We start from the raw sequence: 13817 nt of genomic DNA on the forward strand, positions 1-13817 counted from the left end.
AAAAAGATCAATATAAAATATAGTCAGACAGACGTTTGTGTGATAAATAAATTTATGTACTTTTGCAAACCCGTTTTTAGGCGGGAAATGGAATGTTTAATTAAAATTAATTAGTGTGGACGCATTAAGTTACAAAACAGTATCTGCAAACAAAGCTACCGTAAACAAGGAGTGGGTTTTGATAGATGCAGACGGACAAACGCTAGGTCGTATGTCTTCTATCGTAGCTAAGTTTTTACGCGGTAAGTACAAGCCAAGTTTTACACCTCACGTAGATTGTGGAGATAACGTTGTTATCATAAACGCTGCAAAGGTGCAATTATCAGGAAACAAGTGGACGGAAAAATCATATATCCGTCACACAGGTTATCCAGGTGGGCAACGTAGTCTTACAGCGAGAGAGCTTTACGATAAAGATCCTACACGTGTAGTAGAAGCTGCCGTGAAAGGGATGTTACCAAAAAACAAATTGGGGAGTGCTATCTTCCGTAACCTTAAAGTGTATGCAGGTGCAGAACACGATCAGGAAGCGCAGAAGCCTCGTGCCATTAACCTAAACGAAATTAAGTAAATGGAGACTTTACACAAAATCGGTCGTCGTAAGACCGCAGTAGCTCGTGTTTACCTTTCTGATGGAACAGGAAACATCACTATTAACAAAAAAGAACTGAACAACTACTTCCCTACAGGAACACTTCAGTACAAAGTAAACCAACCACTTGTTATGACTAACAATGAAGGTAACTTTGATATTAAAGTAAACGTTTACGGTGGTGGTATTACTGGTCAAGCTGAGGCTATCAGACTTGCTCTTTCTAGAGCAATGTGTGAACTAGACGCGGAAAATCGTCTTATCCTTAAGCCAGAAGGACTTCTTACTCGTGACCCAAGAATGGTGGAACGTAAGAAATTTGGTCAGAAGAAAGCACGTAAGAAATTCCAATTCTCTAAGCGTTAATATATCGCTATACTCGCAATGCCTTTTGGCTTTTTACGAGTATGAATTGAAACTGATTACTATCAAAATTTAAAAATTAATTGAAATGTTGTCGTTGCTTATTATGTTTTTGCGCAAGCAAAATCTTAGTAAGGTTAGTTTAGCATCTAAACTTCGTGAACTCGAAGTTGCTAATTTTAATGTCCAACGGAACGTAAACTATTACAAAAATGGCAAACAACATCGAAATAAAAGAATTGCTTGATGCAGGTGTACACTTTGGACACCTCACAAGAAGATGGGATCCTAACATGGCACCGTATATCTATATGGAGCGCAATGGGATACACATCATCAATCTTTACAAAACTGCAGCAAAGATAGAAGAGACTTGCGAGGCTCTTCAAAAGATTGCTGCTTCTGGTAGAAAAATACTTTTTGTAGCTACCAAAAAACAAGCTAAAGATATCGTAGCTGAAAAAGCTCGTAACGCAAACATGCCTTACATCACAGAAAGATGGCCTGGTGGAATGCTTACGAACTTTGTTACAATCCGTAAAGCGATTAAGAAAATGCAAACGATCGACCAGATGAAAAAAGATGGTCGTTTTGATACACTTTCAAAGAAAGAAAAATTACAAACAGACCGTTTACGTGCAAAACTTGATAAGAACTTAGGTTCTATTGCAGATATGACACGTCTTCCAGGAGCACTATTTGTAGTAGATATCAAGCGTGAGCATATCGCGATTAAAGAAGCTCAAAAATTAAACATTCCAATTTTTGCAATGGTGGATACTAACTCTGACCCACGTCAAGTTGATTATCTTATACCTGCAAATGATGATGCTTCTAAATCTATCGATAAAATCGTAGGTTTTGTTTCTGAAGCTGTTAGTGCTGGACTTGCAGATCGCAAAGCTGGTAAAGACGCAGAAAAAGAAGGTGATGATTCTCCAAAGGCTGAAAAGAAGGCTAAAAAAGCAGACGCTCCAAAGGCAGAAGCAAAAGCTCCTAAAGCTGAGGCTGCAAAAGCACCTGTAGCGGCTAGCGAAGAAGAAGAATAATAACTATTTGATAATACTTAAAAGTCGTCTACTTCTTTTCTTTGTTGAAAACGAATAGACGACTTTTTTCAATTTTAAAACCTTATATATCATGGCAAACATTACCGCCGCAGACGTAAAGAAATTAAGAGAAGCTACTGGAGCTGGAATGATGGACTGTAAAAAGGCCCTTGTTGAAGCAGAAGGTAACTTTGACGATGCAATCACTGTACTACGCAAAAAAGGACAGAAAGTTGCAGAAAAGAGAGCAGATAGAGATTCTTCTGAAGGTGTAGTTATTGCAAAAATTAATGCAGATAACACACGCGGAGTTGTTGTATCACTTAACTGTGAGACTGACTTTGTAACAAAGAATGATTCTTTTATTGAGCTAGCAAACAAAATGGGAGATATCGCATTAAGCGTAAACTCTAAAGAAGAAATGCTTGCTGCAGATTTTGACGGAATGACGGTTACAGAAAAGCTTATTGAGCAAACTGGTGTCATAGGTGAGAAAATCGAAATAGGAGGTTATGAGACATTAGAAGCTCCTTTTGTAGGTTCTTATGTACATGGCAACAAAATAGGTGCCCTAGTAGGTCTTAGCACTGTTACAGATAATGCTGAGGAGGTTGCAAAGAGTGTATCTATGCAAGTAGCATCTATGGGAGCAAATACGCTTTCTTACAAAGATTTTGACGCTGCATTTGTAGCATCAGAAACTGAGGCACGTATTGCTGCTATCGAAAAGGACAATATTGAACTAGGTCGTCTTGGGAAGACTCTTAAGAATGTTCCTTCTTATATCTCTATGTCACAACTTACTGAAGAAGTAATGGCACAAGCAGAGGCAGATATTAAAGAACAATTGAAAGCAGAAGGTAAGCCAGAAAAAATCTGGGATAACATTGTACCTGGTAAAGTAGCTCGTTTTGTTGCAGACAACACGACTCTTGATCACGAGCAAGCGTTACTTGACCAACGTTTCATTATGGATGAAAGCCAGAACGTAGCAGAATTTGTTGCTTCAAAAGGTGATGCATCTGTAGTAGCTTTTAAAAGAGTTTCTCTAGCATAATCGCTTTACAAACTTTATTGATAGTTAAAACGCCTCCATCTGGAGGCGTTTTTTTTTGTTGTGCTTAAAAGCTAATTACAGCTTTGAACATGCAGATGGAGGCACATGAATTTCACCGCAAATTCGTAATTAAATTTTGCAACAAAAATTTTACTTTAAATCAATTATCTAAATGAAGTTATCTTAGTAATATTTAGACTAAAATAATCTCAATTCCTGCTATATATTATATTATTGATATTTGAATTATACCTACGAATAATTTTAATTTGAAAATCATCTATGTTCCAAATTACAAGCAATGGATTCTGATCAAGAGTACCATGTACAAGATCAAAAGTACTCTTCGTAAGTTTTTGAGAGAAATCATGACTTAAATTTTCATTAAGCACAGTTTTCGTCTTATTGATAATATCTTGATTTGGTTTAATTAAAATACTATCAGGATTACCATATTCTTCGATTAATTTACCGTAATATATTTCTTCAAAAACATAATTAAATCTAATAGAAATAGATTTTACTAAATTATTCTCATCCGTAAAAAGGGCAATAGAGCTATATTTTTTGCCTAAAAGATCTCCACAAATAACCTTAGTGTTGATATAAAAGCTTTTGGTTATATCTAAATCCAAATTACAGTTTAAAAGCTGACTTGATTCGCTAATACTTGAATTTAATAGATTTTCTATCTTGATTTGATTTATCATTTGACAACTTTTACAACTAATGAATAAGTATCATAAAATTTAAATAAACTGCTTAATCACAATGCTTCAGACTATCTAAGTAAAGAATTTCATCTGAGTTTTTAAAAAAACTAATCACATCACAAACCTAATACAAGTTTATAGTCTATAAAAAAGGGAAACCTTAAGATAGATGTATTTTTCTCATAAAAGCCCGCTTTCGCGAAAGCGTGAAAAACCATTGCCACACATTTTTAAATCATTCTGTTTAAATAGTATATTTGCATAACTACACAGACTATGAAATATAAAAGAATATTACTTAAACTTTCTGGCGAGGCCTTAATGGGAGATCGCCAGTACGGAATAGATCCTAACCGTCTTGCAGAATATGCAGAAGACATTAAAGCAGTAACAGAAAAAGGTGTCGAAGTTGCTATTGTTATAGGTGGCGGAAATATCTTTAGAGGTGTAGCGGGAGCTAGTAAAGGAATGGATCGCGTACAAAGTGATCACATGGGAATGCTGGCAACTGTAATAAATGGTCTTGCATTACAAGACGCACTAGAACAAGCAAACGTAAAAACGAGATTACAAACAGCTATCAAAATTAATGAAGTAGCGGAGCCTTTTATACGCCGTAAAGCAATGGCACACCTTAATAAAGGACGTGTTGTTATCTTTGGTGGAGGAACGGGTAACCCTTACTTCACTACAGACTCTGCTGCAGTACTAAGAGCAATCGAGATAGAAGCAGATGTAATTTTAAAAGGTACGAGAGTAGATGGTATTTACAACTCTGACCCTGAGAAAAATACAGATGCTATTAAGTATGATCATATCTCTTTTGACGATGTGCTACGCAAAGGATTAAAAGTAATGGATACTACCGCTTTTACATTAAGTCAAGAAAATGAGTTACCTATTATTGTTTTTGATATGAATACTCGTGGCAACTTGATGAAAGTGGTCTCAGGTGACGCTATAGGTACTACCGTAAATTAGGAAAAGAGAATTGGCTCAATTTTTGTAAACTTGCTATCATAATTATATTACCATGAACGAAGATTTAAAATTTATAATAGATTCTGCTAAGGAATCAATGGATGATGCTATTAATCACTTAGCAAAGAGATTAGTTACTATACGCGCTGGAAAAGCGAGCCCAGCAATGCTACAAGGGTTAATGGTAAACTACTATGGCAACCCTACTCCTTTGAGCCAAGTGGCAAATGTGAATACTCCAGATGGTCGTACTATTACTGTACAACCATGGGAGAAAAGTCTTATGCAAGAGATTGAAAAAGCTATTATAAATGCAAACCTAGGTTTTAACCCAATGAATAATGGGGAAAATATCATCATCAACGTGCCGCCACTTACTGAGGAACGTCGTAAAGACCTTGTAAAGCAAGCTCGTGGAGAAGCAGAAGATGCAAAAATAGGAGTACGTAATGATCGTAAGAATGCCAATAATGACATCAAGAAAGCAGAGGATGCTTCTGAAGATGAAAAGGCAAATGCAGAGGTAGATATCCAGAAACTTACTGACATTCACATCAAGAAAATAGAAGAGGTTCTTAGCAAGAAAGAAGCTGAGATCATGACTGTATAATACTACAGACGTTAAACAATTATAAAAAAGCGACCTCATGGTCGCTTTTTTGATACATTTACCCTTCAACCTACTCTATGCGTCAGTTCATAATTGCCTATCTCTTATTCATAAGTTTTACTGCGGTAGCTCAGAATGAGCCAGACGTGCAGGGCATTATTAATCAAGCAATTGACAATAAGGCAAAGAACGACCCACGAGAGGTACTCGCTTCATACACATATGACGTTTACGAGAAAACGGTTATTACAGACAGCCTTAATGGAAGTACGCACAACTTCTTTTCTGAGAAAGTAAGCCAACTACAATTTACAGAGCATCACCAGTTTTCGGAGAATATTATTGGATATCAGCTTGCTGGTTTTAAAAATCCGCGATACGAGGTGTTTGCTGTAAATGTGCAATCACGCTCATTTTATGATGATGATTTTGTGATTTTTAATAATCGCTATGCGGGAATTTTATCTAAAAGAGGAATGCGTAATTATAATTACAGTGTTACTTCTAGCGCTGTAAATGGTGATTACCAAGTAAGTTTTAGCCCTAAAAAACCTAAGAAAATTCCTGGGCTTACTGGGACAATGACCTTAGATAAAAACACACTCGCTATAAAAGGCGTGCAAGTGCGCATTACAGATAAACTTAACATTATTCTTAATCAAGAGTACACCTACATAGCAGACGCAAACATTTATTTACCGCAGCAGCGAGAATTATTTCTAGATAAAGGAAGTGAAGATCGCAAGCTTTCTTTCTTTAAAGGGCGTATCTCTATAGGTACTATAGAAAACGAAGTGCTGGAAGATATGGTTACTCGTAAGTTTCTTGTAGCTACTACAAGAATGAGTAATTACAATGTGAACAAGGAGGTTACCATTCCAGATTCTAAGTATGCGATTACTTTTAAGGAAGGTGCAAGCGAGCAACCAGAATCATTCTGGCAAAACTATCGCACGACACCATTATCTAGTAAAGATGAACGCAGTTTCTCAGAACTAGAGCGCATTGTAAATGCCGAAAACATAGAACGTAGACTAGGGACTACTAATAATTTTAGTATTGGTTATTTTAGCTTTGACGCCTTTGATTTTGACCTTACATACCCTGTAAAATTCAATAATTATGAGGGTTTGAGACTTGGCCTTGGCGGAGTGACTAATGAGTCTTTCTCTAAGCGTTTCCGCATAGAAGGCTATGCTGCTTATGGATTTAAAGACCAAGATATCAAGTATGGTATAGGAGCTGGTTATCTTCTAGATCCAGACAAGGGAGCATGGATTTCTGGAACGTACAACAGTGACCTAGAAGAAGTAGGTAATTATGCATACTTAACAGATCGCCGTGTATATTCCCTCTTTGAGCCACGCCTTGTAAACATCACCCAGTTTTATAAACACCGCACTACCCGTTTAAATCTAGAATACAGATTAACACCACAATTACTTTCTGAGTTGCAAATTGCTCATAGAAGACTAGATCAGACAACACCTTATCGCTATAATAACGATGGGAACATCATACGTAATTATGATATTTCTGAAGCAACAGCCTCTTTCCGCTGGAGTCCATCTAATAAATATTTAAAAACAGAGAATGATATTGTCCCTGTTTATGAGGGCTACCCTATAATTTCTGGTCAGGTATCTCAAGCTATTGATGGTCTAGGAGGAGACCTTGCATTTACAAAACTTGCCGCTAAGGTATTTTACAGAGTAGACAGACTCAACAAATCTGCTACGGAGTTTCTGGTAGAAGGAAATGTTGGTTTTGGAGATTTACCTATCACCCACCTATTCCACGCATTTCCTAATGCACCTACTAAGGAGACTATACTTCAGCGTTTTTCGGTGGCTGGGGTTAATAGTTTTGAAACTATGTTTTTTGGTGAATTCTTTTCAGACAAGCTGCTTACTGCTCAGGTAAAACATAGACTGGCGCCATTTAATATCTCTAAGAGCTTTAAACCAGAATTGGTTTTTATAAGCCGATTTGCCATAGGAGATATAAGTAACCCAGAAGATCATCTCGACATTGGAGAATTTGGCTCGCTTAGTAAAGGATATACAGAAACTGGTTTTGAACTTAACAAGCTGCTTTTTGGTTTTGGAACGAGTCTCACCTACCGTTACGGAGCTTACCATTTACCTAACTGGGGAGATAACATTGCGTTTAAGTTTACATTCAATCTCAAACTGTAGTAAACCCATCGTAACCTCATTCAGTTTACTGAACCTAGGTTAATTTTTTACGCTTTCGCGAAAGCGTAACCCCTACCACCTACAAGCCTTTTTCAATTTGCCCGCATATCTGCATCCAAAAGAATATCTTTGCGGTGCTAAAACAAGTCAATGGCAAAATTTCTGAGTAAAGGTTTTTGGGAGTCTGTAGCGAGTTTAATACTACGCAATCGTCCTTTGATTCTCATTCTTATTGTGGGTTTCACCATTTTCTTAGGTTTTCAATGGCGCAATATGCGCTTTACCTATACAGAGGCAAACTTACTTCCTGACGACCATGAAGTAAATCTAGAATACCAGAATTTTAAAGATAAGTTTGGAGAAGAGGGGAACCTCATCGTGTTAGGAATACAAGATGAACGTCTCTTTACACCTGAAGTGCTCACCGCTTGGAATGACTTATCTGCCAAGATTGCAAAGGCAGATGCTGTTGCTCTATCCCTTTCTCTTAAAGATCTCAAGATATTAGATAAACAAGAAAATCCGCAGCGATTTGATCTTGTTCCCTTCATGACAGATAGTACGCTCACTGCCGAAAGTGCTGCTAGTTATAGAAAATTACTCTTTGACGATTTACCATTTTATGAAAATCTGATTTACAATAAAGAGACAGGTACCGTGCGTTCTGCGGTATATCTTAAGAAAGATTTAATCAACACTCCAGCGCGTTTAGATTTTGTAGTAAATGATCTTATGCCCGCTATCGCGAGTTTTGAAAAAGACTACGATATCGATGTACGCACCAGTGGGATGCCATACATACGAACGCTCAATGCTCAAAATATTATTGATGAGATTGGCATTTTTGTAGGCGCTGCATTACTAGTTACTTCTTTTATATTCTTCTTTTTCTTTAGATCATACAGAGCAACCTTTATCTCCATGATTACGGTAATCATAGGTGTGATGTGGGCTTTTGGGTTCTTAGGATTACTAGGATATGAGATCACAGTACTTACAGCTATTATCCCGCCGCTCATTATTGTGATTGGGATTCCTAATTGTATTTTCCTGATTAATAAATACCAGCAAGAATATAAAAATCACGGTAACCAAGTAAAAGCATTACAGCGTGTTATTACCAAAGTAGGTAATGCGACCTTGATGACTAACATTACCACAGCTTCTGGGTTTGCAACTTTTATTCTTACTGAGAGTTCGCTACTAAGCGAGTTTGGTGTTGTCGCAAGTATCAATATCATCGCTATATTTTTACTTAGCTTACTTATCATTCCTATCATTTACAGTTATATGTCTCCTCCTAAGGAAAAGCACCTTAAACACCTAGGTAAAACTTGGATAGAAGGGTTTGTAAACTGGATGGAGCGCATGGTACGTACTAGACGTACTGCAATTTATGGATCAAGTGTATTACTACTTGCACTGAGTATTGTAGGTATATATCAAATACGTATTTCTGGTTCACTCATAGAAGACATGCCTAAAAAAGCCGACTTCTATAAAGACATAAAGTTTTTTGAGGAAGAATTTGATGGTATAATGCCACTTGAGATTCTGATTGACACTAAGAAAAAACAAGGAGTCATGAAGCTTGCCACGCTTAAACGCATGGAGGAGCTAAGCGCTACCATAGAGGAGCAACCAGAACTCTCTGCTCCTATATCTATTGTAAATCTTGTAAAGTATGCAAAGCAAGCTTACTTTAATGGAAATCCTAAATACTACCAACTACCTACTAGCAACGAGCGTAATTTTATACTGCCGTATGCAAAGAGTTTTGACAATGACCAAAACCTCATGGGAGCCTACGTAGATAGTACGGGTCAATATGCCAGAATCACTACCTTCATGAAAGATGTAGGTACTGACAAGATGGAACGTGCCGAGGAAAACATTCAATTAAAAATAGACAAGCTCTTCCCTGAAGAACGATATGAGGTTACCATGACAGGTACTGCACTCGTTTTTCAAAAAGGAACAGATTACCTTGTAATGAATCTTGTGATAAGTTTATCACTTGCCATCTTACTCATCGCATTATTTATGGCGTGGATGTTTAAGTCGCTACGTATGATTATAGTGTCTCTCATTCCCAACTTATTACCACTGCTAGTTACGGCGGGTATGATGGGCTTTATAGGCATCCCTATCAAGCCATCTACAATACTTGTATTTAGTATTGCCTTTGGTATTTCTGTAGATGATACGATTCACTTTCTAGCCAAATACCGTCAAGAGCTAAAAGCTAATAAATGGAAGATTAAAAAGTCTGTTTACGGTTCGCTACGTGAGACAGGTGTAAGTATGTTTTACACCTCAATTGTATTATTCTTTGGCTTCTCTGTATTCATGATTAGTAGCTTTGGAGGAACTGTAGCACTAGGTGGTCTTGTAAGCGCAACCTTACTATTTGCAATGCTAGCTAACCTTTTACTATTACCGTCACTGTTGTTATCCCTAGAAAAAGAGATTGCAAATAAAGACACCTTTAAAGAACCTGCACTGCAAATTGTGGAACGTGAGGGTGATGAAGAAACTGCTGATAAAGAGCTTGAGTAACTAGATATTCCCTTTGTATCTTTATACAAAAAGGTATGACAGATCAGTATTTTAAGGAAACACAAGACGAGTTACAGCTTGGCGTCAACAAAAAGGGACACCCGTTTAGGTACACCACTATGGGAACGGTAGATGCTTCTGGAGTTCCTGCGCTTAGAACTGTTGTACTAAGACAAGTTACAGACGATTTTAAACTGAGAATTTATACTGACAGTAGATCCAATAAAGTAGCTCAGTTACTCCAAAATGATGTTACTAGCTTACTCTTCTACCATCCTAAAAAGTTGCTGCAGATTAAAGTTACAGGAAACGCGTCTATCATTACAGATCCCGCAGAGTTGCAACGCTACTACAGCGGCGTGCAGCCTTCATCAAAAAAAGATTACACTACTACTGATGCTCCTGGCGCAGAGATTTCAAACCCAGATGCAGTAGACTACCTTGAAAACACCCACTACTTTACCATTATTGAGATTGCACCTACACATTTAGAGTTTCTTCAGCTTAAGAGACCTAACCACATTAGAGCGAGTTTTACACTCGTTGATGAAACATGGAATGGGCAGTTTTTAAACCCTTAAGGGTACGCTTTCGCGAAAGCGTGAAAACCTTTTTTACACCTCATCTTGAGCACTGCTGCAAATCTCAATAAAGAGTAATGCGCCTTAGCGTATATTTCAGTCCAATTACCCCTTACCCTACCACAAAAATCTTTTATATTTGCCCTCTATCTAGAGAATTCATTTAAATAAGATACAATGACACATACGCCTATTATAGCGCTACTCGAAAGTGACAAAATTCATCAAGAATTTACTGTAAAAGGATGGGTAAGATCCTTCCGCGGAAACCAGTTTATCGCACTTAATGATGGTTCTACTATTAATAACCTTCAGTGTGTAGTCGATTTTGAAAATACAGACGAAGCACTTTTAAAGCGTATCACGACAGGTGCTGCCGTTGCCATCAAAGGAACCTTAGAAGAAAGTCAAGGTGGAGGGCAACGTATAGAAATAAAAGTAAAAGATATCCAGATTGAGGGCGATGCAGATCCTCAAGAATTAAAAAACACGATACTCTCTCCTAAGCGTCACACACTAGAAAAACTACGTGAGCAGGCACACTTAAGAGTTCGCACTAACACCTTTGGCGCTGTAATGCGTTTACGCTCAAAGTTATCGTTTGCCATACACGAGTATTTTAATAAAAACGGGTACTTCCATGCACATACGCCTATCATTACCGGTAGTGATGCAGAGGGAGCTGGTGAGATGTTTCGCGTAAGCGCACTGGATCCAGAAAATCCGCCACGCACAGAAGATGGAAAGATTGATTACAGCAAAGACTTCTTTGGTAAAGAGACTAACCTTACGGTTTCTGGACAGCTAGAAGGAGAGACATATGCATTAGGACTTGGGAAGATTTATACCTTTGGACCAACCTTTAGAGCAGAAAACAGTAACACTTCTCGTCACCTTGCAGAGTTCTGGATGGTAGAACCAGAGATGGCTTTTTGTGATCTAGATGGCAACATGGATCTTGCCGAGGATTTTATCAAGTACGTAATTAACTACGCACTAGAAAACTGTCAAGATGATCTTGAGTTTCTAGAAAACAGATTAATTCAAGAAGATAAAAGTAAGCCAGAAGCAGATCGTGCGCCTATGCCACTGCGCGAGAAACTTAACTTTATAGTAGACAACAACTTTAAGCGTGTAAGCTATACGGAGGCAATTGACATCTTGCGTAATAGTAAGCCTAACAAGAAGAAAAAGTTCAAATACCCAATTAATGAATGGGGAGCAGATTTACAGTCTGAGCATGAGCGTTACCTTGTAGAAAAGCACTTTAACTGCCCAGTAATCTTATTTGATTACCCAGCAAACATCAAGGCGTTTTACATGCGTCTTAACGAAGATGGTAAAACCGTACGCGCGATGGATGTACTTTTTCCTGGAATAGGTGAGATGGTAGGAGGATCGCAACGTGAGGAGCGTCTAGATGTTCTCAAGGAGAAAATGGCTGCCTTAGATATCTCTGAGGAGGAGCTTTCTTGGTACCTAGATACTCGCAAGTTTGGAACGTGTACGCACAGTGGTTTTGGTCTTGGTTTTGAGCGCCTGGTGCTATTTGTAACGGGAATGACAAACATACGTGACGTAATACCTTACCCACGTTTCCCTGGTCACGCGGAGTTTTAATCCTCCCTAGCCCTCCAAAGGAGGGAACTCATGCGCTAGTGTTAAATACTTGTTTTCGCTTTCGCGAAAATTTTAATATATAAACTATTATAAATCCAATGTACTTAGGTATGTTGGATTTTTTTTGTGGAACATCCTCAATTATGTGTGCTTACTCTTGCGCGCTTACTCGGGTGTGCTTACTCGCACGAAACATCCTCCCTAGCCCTCCTTCGAAGGAGGGGACTTAAATTCGATTTCAGATTCAATTTCGACTTCAAGTTCTAGGTCTCAAATCCAACTGTTCTTACTCCTACGTACTTACTCGTGCGCAACATCCTCCCTAGCCCTCCTTCGAAGGAGGGAACTTAAATTCAATTTCAGCTTCAGCTTTCGTCATCTTGACCTTAGGAGAGATCTCATTATCTAGCTCAGAGAAGTTGCTAACTAGCAGTTATTACTTGAGTGTGCTCAGCATTATGTGATTTCTCCACAGGGTCGAAATGACGAGGGTTTCGATTTCAGGTTCAGGTTCGACTTCAAGTTCTAGGTCTCAAATCCAACTGTTCTTACTCCTACGTACTTACTCCTGTGAAACATCCTCCCTAGCCCTCCTTCGAAGGAGGGGACTTAAATTCAATTTCAGCTTCAGCTTTCGTCATCTTGACCTTAGGAGAGATCTCGTTATCTAGCTCAGAGAAGTTGCTAACTAGCAATTATTATTTGAGTGTACTCAGCGTTATGTGATTTCTCCACAAGGTCGAAATGACGAGGGTTTGTTCAAGTTTAAGTTCAAATTCGATTTCAGATTCAAGTTCTCAAATCCAACTGTTCTCACTCGTGTGTGCTTACTCGTGCGCAACATCCTCCCTAGCCCTCCTTCGAAGGAGGGGACTTGGGTTCAAGTTCAACTATTGTCATCTCGACGTTAGGAGAGATCTCATTATCTAGCTTTGGGAAGTTGCTATGTTGGGGTTCTTACTCGGGTGTGCTTACTCATATGATATTTATCCGTGGGTCGAAATGACGAGGGTTTTAAGTTCAGCGTCAGGTTCAAGTTCGTGTTCAAGTTCAGGTTCAAATTCAATTTTTCTTACTCAAACCTGCTTACTCGTATGTGATTTCTCCACAAGGTCGAAATGACAACGGATTGTTCAAATTCATCTCCATATATTTCATATTGTATCAATTACAATCATAAGTTGTATTTTGGTAGTGAAATAACAATCCAAACTATTTCTAGAATCAAATTATTAACGCGTGTTCTCTCTTTTTAAATATTGTTTCACATTAGATTCTGATAAATAAACTTAAGACTGTTAGGAAAGAATGCACCAACCAAATTAAACAATGGAAGACGTACCGGATAACATTATCTCTATTGAAAAGGCAGATAGCCTTTACAGGACTTATGGTCAAAACAGAGCACCTTTTATAGAGGGTGGAGTAAATAAACTATATGAGGATCTTGACAAGCCTTATGAAGCGACAAGATTTGTCACTGCAGATTATTAA

At 38.1% G+C, this 13817-nt stretch carries 12 protein-coding genes; 11 read left to right on the forward strand and 1 reads right to left on the reverse strand.

Annotation, left to right across the window (positions count from 1 at the left end):
- Positions 1–115: 115 nt before the first annotated feature.
- The 4 genes from rplM to tsf all read left to right on the forward strand — a co-directional run bounded on the left by rplM (position 116) and on the right by tsf (position 3061).
- Entirely contained in the window at positions 116–571 is a 456-nt protein-coding gene (gene rplM / locus ACJJVU_RS15110; protein WP_013750176.1) for a 50S ribosomal protein L13, read from the forward strand.
- Positions 572–958, forward strand: coding sequence for a 30S ribosomal protein S9 (gene rpsI / locus ACJJVU_RS15115; protein WP_298330084.1), 387 nt, complete (start codon positions 572–574; stop codon positions 956–958).
- A gap of 209 nt (positions 959–1167) precedes the next feature.
- Positions 1168–2004 (forward strand): 30S ribosomal protein S2, encoded by an 837-nt coding sequence (rpsB, locus tag ACJJVU_RS15120; RefSeq protein ID WP_298330086.1) that lies wholly within the window; start codon positions 1168–1170, stop codon positions 2002–2004.
- A 91-nt stretch (positions 2005–2095) separates the two neighbouring features.
- Positions 2096–3061: a translation elongation factor Ts gene (gene tsf / locus ACJJVU_RS15125; RefSeq protein WP_405227145.1), complete on the forward strand. Its 966-nt coding sequence runs from the start codon at positions 2096–2098 to the stop codon at positions 3059–3061.
- A 209-nt stretch (positions 3062–3270) separates the two neighbouring features.
- Here the strand turns inward: tsf and ACJJVU_RS15130 are convergent, their stop codons facing one another.
- Complete coding sequence (locus tag ACJJVU_RS15130) at positions 3271–3771, reverse strand: hypothetical protein (protein WP_405227148.1); 501 nt, start codon at positions 3769–3771, stop codon at positions 3271–3273.
- Between the two features lie 279 nt (positions 3772–4050).
- On the opposite strand from ACJJVU_RS15130, the gene pyrH reads away from it, so the two are divergent.
- The 7 genes from pyrH (at position 4051) to ACJJVU_RS15165 (ending at position 13817) form a co-directional block, all read left to right on the forward strand.
- Positions 4051–4755 (forward strand): UMP kinase, encoded by a 705-nt coding sequence (gene pyrH / locus ACJJVU_RS15135; protein ID WP_013750184.1) that lies wholly within the window; start codon positions 4051–4053, stop codon positions 4753–4755.
- Positions 4756–4807: 52 nt separating this feature from the next.
- Entirely contained in the window at positions 4808–5365 is a 558-nt protein-coding gene (gene frr / locus ACJJVU_RS15140) for a ribosome recycling factor (RefSeq protein WP_298330092.1), read from the forward strand.
- Positions 5366–5442: 77 nt separating this feature from the next.
- Positions 5443–7563: a DUF5686 family protein gene (locus ACJJVU_RS15145; RefSeq protein ID WP_405227152.1), complete on the forward strand. Its 2121-nt coding sequence runs from the start codon at positions 5443–5445 to the stop codon at positions 7561–7563.
- Positions 7564–7713: 150 nt separating this feature from the next.
- A complete protein-coding gene (locus tag ACJJVU_RS15150) occupies positions 7714–10122 on the forward strand; it encodes an RND family transporter (RefSeq protein WP_405227155.1) in 2409 nt (802 codons plus the stop codon).
- Between the two features lie 35 nt (positions 10123–10157).
- On the forward strand, positions 10158–10703 hold the full coding sequence (locus ACJJVU_RS15155) for a pyridoxamine 5'-phosphate oxidase family protein (protein WP_405227158.1): 546 nt from the start codon (positions 10158–10160) through the stop codon (positions 10701–10703).
- 177 nt (positions 10704–10880) lie between these two features.
- Entirely contained in the window at positions 10881–12323 is a 1443-nt protein-coding gene (gene asnS / locus ACJJVU_RS15160) for an asparagine--tRNA ligase (RefSeq protein WP_013750189.1), read from the forward strand.
- Positions 12324–13652: 1329 nt separating this feature from the next.
- Positions 13653–13817 carry a hypothetical protein gene (locus tag ACJJVU_RS15165; RefSeq protein WP_405227161.1) on the forward strand — a complete coding sequence of 55 codons (165 nt, stop codon included), beginning with the start codon at positions 13653–13655 and terminating at the stop codon, positions 13815–13817.

Source organism: Dokdonia sp. Asnod1-B02 (assembly GCF_045063955.1).
GTDB lineage: Bacteria > Bacteroidota > Bacteroidia > Flavobacteriales > Flavobacteriaceae > Dokdonia.